The 17,139-nt window shown below is 40.5% G+C and carries 9 protein-coding genes; 5 read left to right on the forward strand and 4 right to left on the reverse strand.

Translation table 11 applies throughout. The features are described 5' to 3' along the window. Nucleotides 1-371: 371 nt before the first annotated feature. Nucleotides 372-1,679 (reverse strand): diguanylate cyclase, encoded by a 1,308-nt coding sequence (locus tag R7Z41_RS23050; RefSeq protein ID WP_318136422.1) that lies wholly within the window; start codon nt 1,677-1,679, stop codon nt 372-374. Between the two features lie 639 nt (nt 1,680-2,318). Beyond that, on the reverse strand, nt 2,319-3,527 hold the full coding sequence (locus tag R7Z41_RS23055; RefSeq protein WP_065871655.1) for a winged helix-turn-helix domain-containing protein: 1,209 nt from the start codon (nt 3,525-3,527) through the stop codon (nt 2,319-2,321). Nucleotides 3,528-3,621: 94 nt separating this feature from the next. Between R7Z41_RS23055 and R7Z41_RS23060 the strand changes: the two genes are divergently transcribed. The 5 genes from R7Z41_RS23060 to R7Z41_RS23080 all read left to right on the forward strand — a co-directional run bounded on the left by R7Z41_RS23060 (nt 3,622) and on the right by R7Z41_RS23080 (nt 15,293). Further along, the gene (locus tag R7Z41_RS23060; RefSeq protein WP_065871656.1) at nt 3,622-4,449 is read left to right on the forward strand and encodes a hypothetical protein; all 828 of its coding nucleotides are present in this window, start codon (nt 3,622-3,624) and stop codon (nt 4,447-4,449) included. Nucleotides 4,450-4,527: 78 nt separating this feature from the next. Beyond that, the gene (locus R7Z41_RS23065; protein ID WP_065871657.1) at nt 4,528-6,903 is read left to right on the forward strand and encodes a hypothetical protein; all 2,376 of its coding nucleotides are present in this window, start codon (nt 4,528-4,530) and stop codon (nt 6,901-6,903) included. Nucleotides 6,904-7,012: 109 nt separating this feature from the next. Then, on the forward strand, nt 7,013-11,713 hold the full coding sequence (locus R7Z41_RS23070; RefSeq protein ID WP_225477609.1) for a DUF3320 domain-containing protein: 4,701 nt from the start codon (nt 7,013-7,015) through the stop codon (nt 11,711-11,713). 330 nt (nt 11,714-12,043) lie between these two features. Next, nucleotides 12,044-13,387: a DUF262 domain-containing protein gene (locus R7Z41_RS23075; protein WP_065871659.1), complete on the forward strand. Its 1,344-nt coding sequence runs from the start codon at nt 12,044-12,046 to the stop codon at nt 13,385-13,387. Then, the gene (locus R7Z41_RS23080; RefSeq protein ID WP_065871660.1) at nt 13,380-15,293 is read left to right on the forward strand and encodes a DUF262 domain-containing protein; all 1,914 of its coding nucleotides are present in this window, start codon (nt 13,380-13,382) and stop codon (nt 15,291-15,293) included. Before R7Z41_RS23075 ends, R7Z41_RS23080 begins: the two co-directional genes overlap by 8 nt. A gap of 31 nt (nt 15,294-15,324) precedes the next feature. Here the strand turns inward: R7Z41_RS23080 and R7Z41_RS23085 are convergent, their stop codons facing one another. Further along, a complete protein-coding gene (locus tag R7Z41_RS23085; protein ID WP_065871661.1) occupies nt 15,325-16,650 on the reverse strand; it encodes a relaxase/mobilization nuclease domain-containing protein in 1,326 nt (441 codons plus the stop codon). Next, a complete protein-coding gene (locus R7Z41_RS23090) occupies nt 16,640-16,873 on the reverse strand; it encodes a hypothetical protein (protein ID WP_318136423.1) in 234 nt (77 codons plus the stop codon). Before R7Z41_RS23090 ends, R7Z41_RS23085 begins: the two co-directional genes overlap by 11 nt. Between the last annotated feature and the right edge of the window lie 266 nt (nt 16,874-17,139).

A 17,139-nucleotide genomic window follows, 5' to 3' on the forward strand; every position in this document is an offset into this window, starting at 1 on the left:
AATACCAAAATTACATATCGGCTTATCAGAAACTTTCCAAACTAAATATTAGCCCACGAAGAGGTATAGTTTTTGGGCATGGTTGTACAGACTCAGATATCTCTTCAATTTGATCTGCTCCAGTCAGAGTGGACACTTAACTTAAGTGAATTTTCCATACTTGACGTTATTCATGTTTTGCTACTTTAAAGTAGAAGCTCTAAGTAACTTCTGTCCATCTTCGAGCCAGCTAGATCTGTGCTGGCTCATTTATGCCCCTAAGTTTGCTAGCGTTGTTACTCAATAATTTTAGCTCAATGATTAAATCAATCAGTTTATATAATCCCTCAGCTCAAATTCAAACCTATATAATTGATGTGCGATATTTCTTTTTAAATGAAAAACTCTATGTCTTTGTTCTTTGCAGATGATTTATTGAAGTACATGCTTTTATCTGCATTGGACAATACTTCATTAATAAGCTTTGGATTTGCCTTACTTTTAAAGGTGTAACTTCCGATACTTAATGAAATCCATATTTTTTGACTATTCCAGTGTAAAGGGCTGGACTCAAGGCAAAGATGCATCTTATGGATTACTTTATCCACATCCTCTTCATTTGATACTCGGTGTAAGATAACAATGAATTCGTCGCCTCCAAATCTTGAAATGAAATCAGATGAACGCAAGCAACGATTTAAGGATGAGGCTATATGCTTCAAGACTTCATCACCAGCCTCATGCCCTAGGGAATCATTAATTTGTTTGAACTTATTTAAATCGATATTAAGAACAGTAAACTCAACGATTGAACCCTCTCTCGACATTATTTTAGTCATTTTTTGAAATAAGTAACGGCGATTAGGTAATTGAGTAAGCTCATCATGTAATGACAAGTTTTGAGCACGTAAGTAGTTTTTGACTAACGCTATTAGAAGAAAATAGCCAATGGAAAAAGTTGCAATCCCAAGGGTCATGAAAATCATTTTAAATTTGTATATGCTCTCGATTTCACTAAAGTCTTTATATGAAGCAAATAAGGTCCAATTGTTATTTGGCAAGTATATGGGGTAGCTTATATCATAGTTCTCAACAGCAATATTGTTACCCTCAATAAGTCTATTACTCTCTCCATTTGAGTTGCTGGCAACTAGCGCAATGTTTGCGCCGCTAACATCTTGTATTTTTGAAGCTTCTATTAGTTTGTCATAATTTATAACGACACTTAGGCCACCCCAGTAATTTTTGTTTTTAGGGGAGTCTGTAAATATTGGGTATCTTGCAATAAGAGCTGTTCCTCCTTGCACCAGTTCTAATGGCCCTGCTATGAAAACTTTTTGAGTATCTTTAGCTATCCGAACGGTTTCGTACTGATTTGGAACAGTTCTAAAGTCCAACCCAATCGCCCTTTCATTACCTTCTAAAGGATATACATGAGATATGATGTCGTTGGGTGCTAGTCCGATATTTCTAACAAACGCAGCTTTGGATAAAAATTGACTGGATACAGAGTTCCAATTTTTTGTTGCGAAATCAGGGTCTAATGACACCACCGACGCGAAGCTATCTGCAAGGTAAGTATCACGAAATATATTCGATTCAATACTATATCTAACTAACGCTACGTCATGCTGAATTGTCTCTTTTACTTGTTGGATTTGTCTTTCGAGAAACTTATCCGTTACTAGATAGACGATCATATAACTAAAGACGCCATACATTATGGTTAATGTCCAAAACAACCAAGGGCTAAATTTATATTTATGTAACACAAGGACACTCACAACACCGCAATACAAGTTAATGGGTAACTTTCAGTAATCTCTCTATAGATATTAGACTAACATCATGTATTAACTAGGCTTTATCGGTAAAATAATGAAAATAAATCAAGAAGCTACGAGCTGATTGGCTATACCCATGAATCGTCTTGGCCTCATGCCCCAACTTCATTACAAAACAACCAACAGGAAACAGCACAACAAAGTGCTAATCAACAGTTTATCTCTGGCCTTTTGTATTGATAAGGAAACGATAGCAAAACAAACAAGGCAAACGGGACTACGCTGATATAGCTACTTAGCCATTACTACCTCAATAACGGTAATAGTATTCAACCCCGATCATGGACATACAAGCGTTTAAGGTTTAAAGATACTTTTACTAATCTGATGTTAGTGGTTTACCAGATGACGTGTAACTCACATTTGTCCACTTTCGAGTTAGCGAGGTTAAGCTTGATTGGTCGGACTATAGGTCAGCACAAGCGCTTGTTGCTTGTGCATTCAGAAAAGTACATTTTTGGTAGGTTATATATATAAACTGAACAAATGCACTTTTTACATAAACAGAAGCTCTTTCACTAACACACTCACTCTTTGCCTAGAGAGTCCCATTTCTCTGGCAATTTGGGATAAGTTGACTCGTCCGTTATCTTCTAACTGCTTACGGTAGAGTTCACACAAAATTTCTCGGCGCTCCACGTCTGCACCATAGCCTTTCATAGGACCCGACTTCAATGGCTGATATATGCGCTGCGTAGCTTCATACCTCGCTAAAATGCTCAGAATAGCAAACCTCAATTGACCGTTATTGAAATGATTTAATTCTTCAGAAGCTTCCCATCGTGAAGATTCACCCTCCGAGTCATCGAGGCTTTCGATAACCATGAATCCCCAACCTAGAAGAGAATTAAAGCTGGAGAATTGAGTTAAACTATCGGCCTGTTGTAAGCGATGAAAGCTAGTAGGGTAGTTATTTTTAGCATAGAGAATTATCGATTCGGCATATGACTCCCAGTGTTCATCGGTTTGATAACTGAGAACATCAACTACTGCTGGGATGCTATCGTTCACCATGCTGAACAACTTAGCAGCTAGGCCTCTTTGCTTTCCGTTCTTCTTTCTATATGCATTGGAAAAATCTTTTAACTCTGAGTTAGAAGAGTGTCTTCCCGTAAATGATAGAACCTTTCGTACGGCCGAGTTGTACGCTTTTTTGTTGTGAATGGAATGGTGCTCTTTACAATAGTAACTGGATGAAAATGTCCGTTTCCAACAAACAGCACACATAGGCAAACGAGTTTTGTATTGGGACTCAAAAAGATTTAATCGCCCTTGCTCTTGAGCGATTTCAAAAGGTATCCATTTTTTAGTTTGGTTAGTTGCACTCCTTGCTTTTAGCAAAACGCTTTCTAACGAAAAAAGTAAGAACTCTAAATCATCATCTACTTCCACCCTCATCGGTAATTCGAATTCGTAAGCATATTGGATGTTATTTATAGCTGTGCTTAGTCCACCACAGTAGCGTATTAACTCTTCAACACTTTGTGGCTTCAGGCCTTCATATTTCCTGCAAAAAGGAATGGTATCTGAAATTAAGCTTGAATAATGGGCTGACAATTGTGGTTGAGAAAATGCTGTTGAAACCAGAATTCCTGAACTCTTATGACACTTCTTTTTGAGGAGGTTAAGCCCTTTGTGAGATGCACTAGCTTTGAGTTTTTCAAGGTTGGATACTAATTCGGCTTCTAGTTCTTTATATCTCATGTCAACATGGTTGGGTGGTTTTTTGGTTATTTTGTGTATGGTACAGAGATTTTAAAGTGAAGTCATGTTCAACACATAAGTCGGAAAATCAAAAATGAAAAAACAAAATTACAACCAAACAAAGTCAGTCAGTGAGCAGACTATAAGTAACTTACTTACTGACGGACATACCGAACAAACTAACTTTACAGACCAAACTTACTTGCTGATGGAAGCATCGTTTGTAGAGAAACTGAAATCGTTGGGATATAGCCCCCAAAAAGGAAAGCCATTCTCTGATTACTACAAAGCAATGAAAGAGGGCGAAAACTCAGGGGAGCCAATTGAAAACGTGACTCAATTGAATGAAGCGGTCGGCGGTAAGTTCAACAAATCGAGAGCGGCTTATGAAGCGTACTGGGAGTTCCATTCTCAAAACCTGGCGTTAGAGCCTATTCCGCAGGCTTTTTCCCAAAAGCTAATGGGTTCGATTCAGGTGGATATTGAAAGCATATGGCGGCAGACACAGGAAGAGATTAACAATGCCCTAGCTGAAAAATCTGCTCAAGACGACGTTGAAAAATCAATGCTATCACTTCAGTTGATAGAAAGTGGCGAACTCATCGATGAGTTGAGGGGCCAGTTAGTAGTATTGGAAGGGAAGGCGATTGAGTCTCAAGCAAAGATGGAAGAACTTTTTGAGACTAAAGCTCAGCTCATGCAACTAGAGCAATGTCAGATAGAAATTGAAAGCTTACAAGACAGAGATGCTGAAAATCAGAGAGTGATAACTGAGCTTAATGTCATGAATCGACAGCTAGAAATTCAAGCTCATCAACTCATGGAGCAAAACCAAAGGTTACAACAAGAATATGAGTTCTCAATGGCAGAGAGGTACCGTCTCGAAGGCCGCTTAGAACAGCATTTATCTGAACAAATATAGAGCAATCAACATAGATATACAGGCGCTCAGTGCCTGCTTCAAAAAACTAGAATAAGAATAAGAATAAGAATAAAAATAATGAAACTAGTAGCTAAAAATCATAATTTTGCTCATTTAGTTGAGCAAGAAAGACAAACGAAAAGTATCGTTGTTAAGGCATCAGGCAAAATCAATTTCCAGTCAGAAACAGCAACAATCGTAACCCCTTTAGATAAAAAAAATCTCCAGAAAGTTTGTGAATATTATCGATATGCAAACTATCGTGTAACCATTGCTATTGACAGCCAAAATTTTCGCAAAGACGCAGTCAGGATATTACAAGAGAATTACTTAGGGCTAGGTTGTTCTGTGTTTGATTTGTCAATTTCGGAGTCCCTCCCGCATCCTAAAAATGCAAAGCTTGAGTACTTATGTAAAGCATTTGAGTTAACGCGCTCTGGAAACCTTGCTCAGCTAGCAGCGAAGATAGCGATCATAAAAATTCCGTTTGTTTTTTCTTGTGCTAAACAGTGTGCAGCAGCATATATTCAGGATGATAGTTTGAAAGCACCTTTCATTCGATGTCTTGAGCGCAAGATAGAAAGGGTGAAAGAGGCTGTAGAGCGTGACTTTAAAATCAATTCATCTGATAACTATCAGCGAGTAGACAGCTTGAGAGGTTTAGAACTCTCTCAACTCCCGTCAACCACGGCAATTATCGCTGCGACAGGAGTGGGTAAAACAAGCTATGTATATACTCCTATTGCTCGTAGCGCTTCGGCAGATAAAAATGTGACTTATATTTCGCATTTGATTTCGTTAGTGGAGCAATTTTGTTTGGAAGTAAGCTGTGCGTCCTATCAAGAGCAAGATCTAATGAAGTTAGGACAAGCCAACAGCATGGGGAGTGTAATTAATAGTATTTGGAAACCCCATCTCTTCGAGAAGATATGCTCATCACATACTTTACTTATCGATGAGTTTGAGAAGGTCTACAAGACTCTCGTATGTAGCGAGAACAGTCGAACGATGCAAGCAGATAGAGTGTTTGATGCACTAGTTCATATTTTAAAAACTGTACCAAGGGTAATAGTAGCTGACGCTGATCTTACAGATAACTCATTATCCTTTCTCAAGCAAATTCGTGGGGAACTGTCAGTAGTTGAGTGCGCAGAAAACCCTTATAAAACCCTTAACGCAACGATCTTGAACAAAAAGGAACTTTTAAATCCTAAGCAGATTCGAACTGTATTAGAGGGGGATAAAGTGTTTCTGTTTGACAATCTTCAAACACTGAAACAAGTCGTTGGTCAGCTAGGCTATCAAAATCATCTGGGTTTAGATTGCGAGACGAAAGCTTTAAATGACGGTGTACTTGTGCTGCATAGTGATAATCGAGATATGCCAGCTCAGAAAGCTTTTCTAAAAGATCCAAATCGAGAAGTGACAAAGTACAAAGCTGTCATTGCATCTCCATGTTTAGGTGCTGGTTTTTCGATTATTGAAAACTATACCAACACAGTGAATGTCATCTGTGAATCCACCTTGATACCAAGAGAGTTAGTTAATTTCTCGAGGCGATTTCGATGTGCAAAGGAATATAACTTTTGGTGTGGCGATTTGAAAAGCTCTCGTAATAACCAATCTAACGACTGTCTTGAAAAACACCGCCACTCACATCTCGGGCTACGTTATACAGAAAGGTTGAAATTCGAAAGGCAAAAGCGAGAGCTTAATGAGCATCTAGCTCTATCAATGCGATTTACACTAGAAAAGCTTGGCTTTGCAGTCTCTTGTGAAAATTCTATGCAGCACAATACTGCCCTTTCCAAACATAAAAGGCAGTTTGATGTTGAATTCAAAGCCCAACAGCAAATTGCAGTCGTGAAAGCGGTTGATATAACATCGACGGAATTTGCCACCAAACAACGTTGTAATGCACTATCGTCAATAGCTTTAGCAGAGGTCAGAAAGTTTGAGATCAAAATGATCTACAACTTAGACAAAATCAATGTAGAGCATGTAAAGTTTGATGATAACTTCGATAGAGAGCTATTTGCTCACCTCCCGTTTGTGTTGGACAAATCGAGTCTTCTAAAGCTCGGTATTTATTCAAGGCAGAAAGAATACATAGCGAATATGATTTATCTCGTAGTGTTTGATGGCTATAACTTCGAAGAAGAAAAGTCGAATCACTTCTTATTTAAATCTTCTGTAGCCGACGTATTGAGAAAGATGGATGGTGATGGCCTTGACCTCTATTTCCCACCGCACTTGAAATTCCCCAGCTTAGATAAAGCGGAGCAGACTTACAAAGCCACAAGTTATTTAAAAGCACTGCTGACTAAGCTTGGGTTTGTGCTTGGAAGATACGGAGGAAAGGAGCAAAAAGCCAGAGTATCAGTGTCACCTCTAGCAAAAGAGTACAAAATATGGTTGCGTAACGCCTCACTGAAGCCTGTTGCTGGCTATTAATCATGTGATTAATGTATTTGTTAAACAATCAGTTTTTGATCCATAGTTGTGTATTGCTTAATCAGTTTCTATACAATACGGTTAACGAAATATAAGGTTTAACAGCAACATGAACTCGAATCTTAAAGATATTTTTGATAAAAGCCGTCAAGAACTCCTTGATATGGGGCTTAGAGGAAATACATTACTTAATGTCGGCAAGGGAGCCAAAATTCTAGACATTGTTGACGAAAAGTCCGAGCAAGTGTTTCAACATTTGGTTGAAGACTCAAAGACAATGTCATTTCTTCCAGCTCCTGATTCTCTAGAGAAAGAGGATAGCAATTCGATATCTTTAACTGATTTGACAGCTCATCTTGAAGAAACAAATGGTGATAAAAGGCACGCTGATAACGCTCTGCAAACTCAGTTATTTAGAAAATCACTCGATACTCGCCTACTAAAGCTGAGCACGGAAGCTACGACCTTTGTCCAAGAACAGGGTGTTGATCTACTTTATCTTGCTCTTGGTTTCGTTAAGTGGTTTGAAGACGCTAATTCTGACAAACCGAGACATGCTCCCTTAGTACTTATCCCTGTCGAAATTTTCCGAGCTGATGCGGGTGATGCATACAAAATTCGCTACACAGAATCAGAACTAGGAACAAACCTTACCCTTGCCGCTAAGCTTAAAATGGAGTTCGGTATTGTCTTACCTGACTTTGAAGAAGGAGAAAAGGGTTATGACTTTCAAGGCTACTTAGATTCAGTTGCGAATGCAATTTCAGGTGAAAAGCGTTGGTCGGTAGAAAGTAATAAAATCGTATTAAGTTTCTTCTCTTTTGGTAAGTTTCAGATGTATCAGGACTTATCAGATGAAGTATGGCCTGAAGGTAAAAAACCATCGGAAAATAGCTTAGTTCAAAAGCTGTTTACGGAAGGTTTTGAACGTGATGCAACTTTGCTTGACTCAACACCAATGGACGTAAACCGTGTTGAAGAAATTCAACTGGTTTTAGATTCGGATTCGAGCCAAACTGAAGCCGTATTAGCTGCAAAATCAGGGGCCAATCTTGTTATTCAAGGCCCTCCTGGTACAGGTAAATCACAAACCATCACAAACATCATCTCTCAGGCTTTAGCTGATAATAAAAAAGTGCTGTTTGTTGCTGAAAAAATGGCGGCGCTTGATGTTGTTAAACGCCGACTAGATAACTGCCATATTGGTGATTCAGTATTAGAGTTACACTCCCACAAAGCGAACAAGAAATCAGTACTTTCTTCATTAGAAAGTACATTGATGCAGTACGCTCCTGTCACTCCAGAGAGAAGTGACGATATTGACCGCTTGGTATCTCTTCGTAATAAGCTGGATGATTACTGTCTGTCGGTGAATGAAAGCATTGCTAAGACCGAAGTGAGTTATCATGATGCTCTAGGTTATAGCTCACAGTTTGAGCGAATCATTACTGACGCTTCAATCGACTTGGATGAACTGCCTAGTACCGACTTTGATTTAAATGTATGGGATAAGAGTTATTACTTATCTGCCCTGGCGAAGATAACTGAGGCTGTTGACTATTTAAGTGAGCACGATGCGCCAAGCCTTAATCTGTTTTCATCAACAACCCTTAAAGATTATTCGCCGTCTGATGACAAGCTGGCTCAAAAGCTCGTCTCTGAATTAGAAGAAACACAGCAAGAAATTATCACCCAGGTTAAAGGCCTTCATACATGCGCTGGTTATGTTTCACCTATCACTAATTACACAGACTGTATCTCGGTTTTAGAGGGGCTTTCTCTTATTGCAGATAGACCTGAGCTTGAAAGCGTTGATGCGAACTCTTCCGCTTGGGAGTCTAAAGGTGATGCGATACTCGAGTTCGCTCTTCAAGGTGCAACCCTACAAGATCAAAAGGCAGAGTTATCTGATTACTTTGTCGATAGCGCTTTAGATTACGATTGGATGCCTGTTCGTGGATCATTGCTGACGACTGGTCACAAATGGTGGCGATTCTTATCAGGTGATTATCGAAGAGCGAAAAGTACTTATTCTGGCATGTGTAAGAATGGACTTGCTGGTGGTGCAAGTGAATGGATTGAAAAAATTGATACCGTATTGGAATATCGCTCGACTCAAAAGCGCTTCATCGATTCTGCACAACTAGCAATAGATACTATCGGTAGCCATTTTAAAAATGAGAGTACTGACTGGATAGCGATCTTAAAACCGCTTCAATGGGTTCACCAGTGCCATTCAGGAATTAAGTCTGGCTCACTCGATGCGAGTGCTGCGCAGTACTTAGACCCTTCAAAGGAAATTGGATTTACCACAACAGAGCTTAACCATGTAAAAGAGTTAATCAGTAAGCGTGAAGGTATGCTGAGCGAATTAGCTTCATTACTTCAGCTAGATCTGACGAACTTTACTGACTGTTGTGACTCTTTATCTATTGGTGATGTTGAGTTGTTGGGGAAAGATATTCAAAAGCTTTACCCTCTAACTCGCTTTAACCGCTTAGGAGCTGAGTTAGACCGAATTGGACTTTCAAAATGGAAACAGGAGGCATTTACTTGGGCTAATGTGCCAACACTTTTCCGTGACTGCTTCAAATATACGTTTTATCGCTCACTTGTTGAACATCAGTATGATTCAAGAGATGAAATCCGTTATTTCGATCGAGTTGAGCATGAAAAACAGATTGAGCAGTTTAGCTTCATAGACGGGCGACTATTCCACTTTGCTCAAGAGTCATTAGTTAAGCAGCTCTACGATAATTTACCCAACCCATCAGCAAGAGGTGAAGTTGAAACTTTAAGACGAGAGTTCAATAAGAAGCGACGTCAAATGCCAATCAGAAGACTGCTTAATAAATCAGGTCGTGTGATCCAGCAGATCAAGCCCGTATTTATGATGAGTCCAATGTCGATAGCGACTTATTTAGAGCCAGGTGTGGTTGATTTCGATTTGGTAATCTTCGATGAAGCCTCACAGGTTAAAGTCGCTGATGCACTTGGGGCTATTATGCGTGGTAAGCAGGTTATCGTGGTTGGTGATACCAAGCAGATGCCGCCAACAAGTTTCTTCGGCAAACAATTAATCTTAGATGATGAAGACGCAGAAGAAAGTCTAACTGCGGATATGGAAAGTATTCTGGGCATGTTCTTAGCGTCAGGTACACCAGAAAAGATGCTTAAATGGCATTACCGTAGCCGTCATGAGTCATTGATTGCAGTGTCTAACCAAGAGTTTTATGACAATAAGCTGATGATTTTCCCTTCGTCGGGCATTAACCCTCATGCGAAAGGTTTGAGTTTTAACTACTTGCCGAATACTACATACGATCGTGGTGGCTCTCGAAGTAACGTGGGAGAGGCGACAGAGGTTGCAGAAGCTGTAATTAAACATGCTAAGACAACGCCAAATCAAACACTAGGTGTTGTTGCATTCAGTACAGCTCAGCGTGATGCAATCCTTCTGGAAGTTGAACGACTAAGAAAAGCGAACCCAGATCTTGAGAACTTCTTTGGAAAGCATGAGGAGGGGGAAGACTTCTTTATTAAAAACCTTGAAAACGTGCAGGGTGACGAGCGTGACACCATATATATCAGTATCGGCTATGGTAAGACGAACGAAGGTCGCTTGCCAATGAGTTTCGGTCCACTAAACAGTGATGGTGGTGAACGAAGACTCAACGTTCTTATCTCACGTGCTCGTATGTGTATGGAAGTATTCAGTAACTTCAAAGGTGATGAGATGCCAACGACTGAGGCATCTCCGTTTGGTGTTCGAGCGCTGAAGAACTTCTTACATTATGCTGAAACAGGTGATCTCGTTAAGCGAGAAGAAACAGGCAAGGCACCTGATTCACCTTTTGAAGAGGACGTGATTTCTTCAATTCGCTCTCTAGGTTATCAAGTTCAACCACAAGTAGGTTGTGCAGGTTTCTATATTGATATTGCAGTGAGAGATCCAAATAAACCTGGTCGCTATATGCTTGCAGTAGAGTGTGATGGCGCGACATACCATAGTTCAAAGAGCGCACGTGATAGAGACCGTATTCGTCAGAGTGTCCTTGAAGGACTTGGTTGGCGCTTCCACCGCATTTGGAGTACTGATTGGTTCCGCAACCGTCATAAAGAAACAGAAAGGCTAAATGATGCTATCAAGTCAGCTATTGCTTATTATGAAGCCTATGATTCAGAGCCTATTGTTGAAGAGACTGTAAAATCAAAGCCAAAAGCGGCGATTGAAAGGGTGGAAGTTGAACATCAGGCATCTGCTGCCGTTTACCAAGTTTTCCCTACAGAGCAGTTATACCTTGGGTATGGCGATACGATCCCAGAAGCAAGCACGACTGCCCTAGCAGAGGATATTCTCAAAGTTGTAGAGCTTGAATCTCCAATTCACGTCAAACATCTAACTATTCGTCTTTTGTCTGCGGTGGGTAGCTCACGAAGTGGTGCTCGGATAAATCGATCGATTCTAGATGGTATCGGTTTACTCAATCGGCAAGGTAAAGTTGAATTAGACGGTGAATTCATTATTGCTAAAAGCCAAGGTGAAATTACGATTCGTAATCGAGTTGAACTACCATCAAACGAGCGCAAGTATGATTTGATCTATGATGGTGAAATCGCAAAAGCCGCAATAGAGACTGTTAAGGATACTTTCTCTATATCTAGCGATGACCTAGTTAAGTCGATTACGGAAGTACTCGGTTTTTCTAGCACAAGTAAAGCGATGAAAGATAGAACAGAAACAATACTGTCTGAGCAAGTTCAATTAGGTCATTTGGAAATAAAGGGCGGCACCTACCAAGTTGCTTAGTATGCCTTTAGCCATATTCCACTGAGTTGTTGCTCAGTGGAATCCTTTTACTTTTTTATGCATAACAGCACGTTATGCTTATCGATAGACTATCGGATTCATATGTTGATTACGGTATACTGATTAGAAAAGATAAACTGAGCGAACGCACAAAATGGTCACCAGCATCAACAAAGCTAAGCTATATAAAATTGATATTATAACTAGGATTATTCTGTCTGCGTTTAAAGAGTCAGTGATACTATGCGACCAACATAAAGCTCGCTTAAAAGAGTTTCAAGCTACTCAACTGTCTCTAACTGAAGCTATTATTGAGTAGGTGGCGTAATTATGGCAATTGTCTTTAATCAACCTCAAACCATTGCACAGTTGTTGGAGCAAAAACTCACGATTCCTGAGTACCAACGCCCATACAAATGGCAGCCAAAGCATGTTAATCAACTGATTGATGATATTTTTAACCATCGTACTAAGCTTTGTTATCGGCTTGGTACGGTGGTACTGCATCAAGACAAAGATTCAGAAAGTGGGGGGGAAGGTGGCCTCAACATCGTTGATGGTCAGCAGCGCCTTCTTACCTTAACGCTACTTTGCACTATTCTGGATGGAAAAGAGAAAACCATCTCATCAACTCTGCTTGAGCACCAATTTGAATCCTCAGTCAGTATCGAAAGCCTCAAGAACAATGCGCAAATTATCTCTGAACGGGTAGCGAATCTGCCTGCTACAGAAAAGCAGGAACTACTCAATTTTGTTCTTAATAAGTGTGAGCTTATTCAAGTAACGCTGGATGACCTGAGTGAAGCGTTTCAGTTCTTCGATTCACAAAATGCCCGTGGTAAAGCACTTGCCCCTCACGATCTACTAAAGGCTTACCACCTACGTGAAATGATGGACTCAACAGAGCAAAACGAGCGTCTTCACCACGTAAGCTTGTGGGAGCAGGGCGTCAACCCTGATGATGAGTCGGCGAACTTGCACACCATCATGGGGGAGTTTCTGTTTCGTATGCGCCGCTGGATTGACGGTGACTACGGCATCCAGTTTAGTCGCCATAACATTGATGTATTCAAAGGCATTAACCTAGACAGTACTCAGTACGCCTATGTTGATGCAATGCTTGCGCTTGATTACGCGATTGAAACCTTCAATGCCGATCCTGCGAGAAAATGGGACAAGCAAACTAAGGGTTATCCATTCCGAGTTGACCAAGTGATGATCAACGGAAAACGGTTCTTTGAGTACATTCAGCACTATATGGCGATTCACTCTAAGTTGTTTGTTGGCAAGGATGCAAGGCTAGCTTCATTTGTAAAGGAGCACACAAAATACAGTGGCAGTAATCGCAAAGGGGATAGCTATGTGCGAAACCTGTTCTTGTGTGCGGTGATGTACTACTACGATAAGTTTGGTGATGTGGAATTAGATAAAGCAGCACAGATCTGTTATCGCTGGGCGTATTTCTTACGTCTTGATTTGCAGCGTATTGGTATGGAGTCGGTAGATAATCACGCCAAAGCTCGAAGTGGACTCTTCAGGGCTATTAGCAAAGCCGTTCACCCTCAGCAGGTACTGAACTATCAGCCCCGTTATATCCAAGAACCTAAGTTCAATAACGCTGAGGACGTGCAGGCATCAATTGAAGCAATGAAATCGGGAAGTGTAAATGAGTGATTCGAACCAAGTAGAACAGTTATCAGTTAAAGACCTTTTCGATAGTAAAACTCAATATGTAATTCCTATCTACCAGCGTAACTACGCTTGGGGTGCGACAGAGATTGAGCAGCTAATTCAAGATATCAGTGATGCCGCAGGGCTTATTACTCAATCTGATGAAACAGCTACTGCCAAACAAGCTAAATATTATCTGGGTAGCCTCGTCGTTTATCAGCGTACAAATCACACGCACCAAACTGATGTAGTGTACGAAACCATTGATGGACAGCAAAGACATACCACGCTCTCTATATTATTAGCGTATCTGAAACACCGTAAGGTGCTGGGTGCCGACAAACTCGAAGGGCTAAATATTAATTTAACCTTTGATAGCCGCCCAAAGTCTTCCAGAGCGTTAAATGATATCTATACAGGTAACAATAATGGCGAGTCTGAAGAGCCTAACATCCATGCTGCCTTTAACATTATTCAGCGTTACTTCAAAACCAAAGGGTTAGACGCAGACGATAAAACTAAGCGTTTTTTCGACTACTTGTTAGAAAGCGTCACTATACTAAGAGTTGTTGTTCCACCGCAAACCGATCTCAACCACTACTTTGAGATCATGAATAACCGTGGCGAGCAGTTAGAAAAACATGAAGTATTGAAAGCGAAGTTTATGGCTACGCTCGGTGATGAGGAAAGAAGCTGCTTTTCTACAATTTGGGATGCTTGCTCGAATATGAAGCGCTATACGCAGATGGGCTTTCAATCTGACTTGCGAAAAGAAGTATTCGGTGACGACTGGCAAACCATGCCACATAGCTTTGAAGCTATACAAGATAAGCACACGAGCAAGCTGCAAAAGCAAGATGCAATGACGCTACGAGAAATTATCGCCAACAAGACATCCAGCTCAAACAGTGATGATGAAGATCGAGAGAAAGAAGAGCGTTTTGGCACTGTTATCGACTTCTCAAACTTCTTGCTTCATGTTTTAAAACTTATGAAGACAGAAGAAAACGTTTCGTTAGATGACAAGAAGCTGATCGATTCATTTATTTCTAAAGACGATGGTTTGAGGGTTGGTGCCAAAGACTTTGTGTATCAACTGCTTAAGTACCGAATTCTATTTGATAGCTACATAATTAAGCCTGATCAACACGATGAAAAACGTAAGTGGAGTTTGTTAAGGCTCAATGCTTATAAAAACGGTAATAGTTTAAGTCCTGAGTATCCAAATGCCTTTAGTGACCATAACGAAAAGATTCGCATGATATTGGCAATGTTCCATGTATCGAATCCAGCATTAGTCTATAAGCGTTGGTTAAATGATGCGTTAAGGATATTAAATATCCTAGCTACTGACAATGAAAGGTTGGAAGTCGATGGTAGTACGTACTTGATAGATCTTGAAGCTCTGAGTGATAGCTACTTTGATGAAATTTGTGGTGGTTCGAAACTTGAGTTTAGGGAGGATAATGTTGGCGTCTTGCATCAAGGGACGGGCGTCCAAAACTTCGTGTTTAATCGACTAGACTACCTATTGTGGAAGCGTCTATCTGACGATGAGTCGTTTGATGGTATAGGTAAAAAAGAACTTGGGAAGCACTTTGATGATTTCCAATTTTCATTCCGAACCTCTGTTGAACATTACTTCCCGCAAACCGATCCATCTGGCGCACGTAAGATGGACGATGTGGATCGATTTGGCAATCTCTGTCTTATTTCGCCAAGCAGTAACTCAAGACTTAGCAATTACTCTCCTCAAGATAAGAAGAAGTTCTATCAAGAGAACAATCGCGCCGAGAGCTTAAAGCAAGCGATAATGATGAGCTACGATGAGTGGGGGTCAGAAGGGGCAGGGCATGACAATATCCTTAACCATGAAGCTGAAATGATTAAAGTTCTGTGTAATCAGTAGCAATAAGTGAGGCTCTCTGAGCCTCACTTTTCTAACTACCGAATGTCTGTTGAACGATAGGGTCCTTTTCATGCTGAGTTGTTGCCAGTTCATCCAAAGGTGTAATCGAGAGGTTAAACTTATTTTGAAAAGAATACTCGAAGACAGTCAGTATTAGATGATAAAACAAGTTGCTTATCATACTGGATGCATTGTAAATCCCCCGTTCACACTCATAAATAGCTCTTACAATCGCTTTGTCACGGGTTGAACGTATACGCTTTGCATATTCAAACCAATACTCCATTTGTGATTGCTGAGCAGCTTCATGAGCACGAGAAAATGAGAACAGCAGGTAACGATACTGCTGATGCTCGTATTCCTCTAGTTGTTTCTTGAGTTTATCAGCGTGTTCAATCGCCTGTTTCCGAATCGTCTCAAAATGAATGATGGCTTGATCCACTTCAATTTTGCACTTGTTGTAATTGGTGCTTTCAAGGCATGAAGCGTTCAGTACGCCATTTTGAATCAGTTTACCTAATGTATACTTATTGCCACTTCGTAGCGAGGATGCTGCAAAGCGATATTGATGAAATCGATAAGCAATACCTTTAAATCGAGAGTTTGTTTTGTCTGGTATTAGCTCTATTTCAATTCCTTGTTTGAGCAATGCCATTTCATACAGAGTCAACGAGCAAGAGGGCTGCAAAGTACGAATTGCAGTATCAACTTTTCTTCTCATCATACGAATCACCGTTTTCTCTTTTTCGCCTTGTACATCAGTGTCGTAACTTGAGTGAAGTTCCCCTGAGCTTTGTAATGCTTGTAACCCTAGCGTAACTTCTTGCTCCCTCATGATTTCTTGGGCTTTGAGGTGCGATTGCCAGTTAGAAATGATTTTTCCAGTAAGTAAATCAGTCGTAGACGCTACAATATGGACGTGTTCATTGTCGGTATCGGAGTGCTTAAAAACGATATAACGAGCATGCTCATATCCTAAATGGTCCATCAGCTTCTTAATCGTGTTTCGCCATTGGGTTAGGGGTAACTGTTCGCCCTCTGCGAGGGAGACAACAAAATGGCGGAAGGGTTGTTTCGTATTAGGGTTAGCTAGGTGAGCGCTTTGTAGTTCAGCAATCGCACGGCTCCAATCAATGTCTCGGGCATCTTGGTTTCTTGCATTCAGGGGAACCGAAGCGATTTCGTTGGCGCAGATAAACTGCGATGTTCCCCCGAGTTCGTCACCCTTGGAGTGACTTGAAGAATACTCGACCAACAGCGTGACGTCGTCATTTTGCTTGGCGCCATATTGAACTAACTGCGTAGCATCATGCACCGTTTGTTTATCATTCTTACATTTCAATTCCTCAAATATCATCACTAGCGTTCTCTTGTTCAAGTTTGCGACGGTAAAGCTCACGTAAGGCACGGCTATCCAGAAATTGCATTGCTAACAGCTCGGCAGTTTGAGAATTATGTGCATCGATAGCGAGGTTTCGGATGAGTTGTAAATTCTGCTTTAGTTCATATAGAGCATCACCCAGTTGGCGGGCAGTTTCATGGTCGTAAAGGGGGTTATCTTGTTCAATGAGTGATTCCATTACATTCGCGATACATTTAGTTTGCTTGAAGTAATCGGTAATTTCTGAACTTTGTTGAGGTTTGATTGTGAGTTTTTGAGTTATGACATCTCTCAGGAACCGACTAGCGGATTTATAGTTATAGCTATGCATGACTTCAAGAAACTGTTGGTATTCGCTTTCTGTTAGATTGGTTTTTACTGCTCTGCAAGGCTTTGTTGCGTAATTCGATGGAACTAAATCAAGAAACTACGATCTGAGCGGCTACGCCTATCAATCGTCGTAGC

It is taken from the genome of Vibrio sp. 1457, from assembly GCF_033340195.1.
Lineage (GTDB): Bacteria > Pseudomonadota > Gammaproteobacteria > Enterobacterales > Vibrionaceae > Vibrio > Vibrio alginolyticus.

Coding starts and splice junctions, on each gene's coding strand:
- R7Z41_RS23050 (WP_318136422.1), bottom strand. CDS start 1,679: ATGATCGTCTATCTAGTAACGGATAAGTTTCTCGAAAGACAAATCCAA.
- R7Z41_RS23055 (WP_065871655.1), bottom strand. CDS start 3,527: ATGAGATATAAAGAACTAGAAGCCGAATTAGTATCCAACCTTGAAAAA.
- R7Z41_RS23060 (WP_065871656.1), top strand. CDS start 3,622: ATGAAAAAACAAAATTACAACCAAACAAAGTCAGTCAGTGAGCAGACT.
- R7Z41_RS23065 (WP_065871657.1), top strand. CDS start 4,528: ATGAAACTAGTAGCTAAAAATCATAATTTTGCTCATTTAGTTGAGCAA.
- R7Z41_RS23070 (WP_225477609.1), top strand. CDS start 7,013: ATGAACTCGAATCTTAAAGATATTTTTGATAAAAGCCGTCAAGAACTC.
- R7Z41_RS23075 (WP_065871659.1), top strand. CDS start 12,044: ATGGCAATTGTCTTTAATCAACCTCAAACCATTGCACAGTTGTTGGAG.
- R7Z41_RS23080 (WP_065871660.1), top strand. CDS start 13,380: ATGAGTGATTCGAACCAAGTAGAACAGTTATCAGTTAAAGACCTTTTC.
- R7Z41_RS23085 (WP_065871661.1), bottom strand. CDS start 16,650: ATGATATTTGAGGAATTGAAATGTAAGAATGATAAACAAACGGTGCAT.
- R7Z41_RS23090 (WP_318136423.1), bottom strand. CDS start 16,873: ATGGAATCACTCATTGAACAAGATAACCCCCTTTACGACCATGAAACT.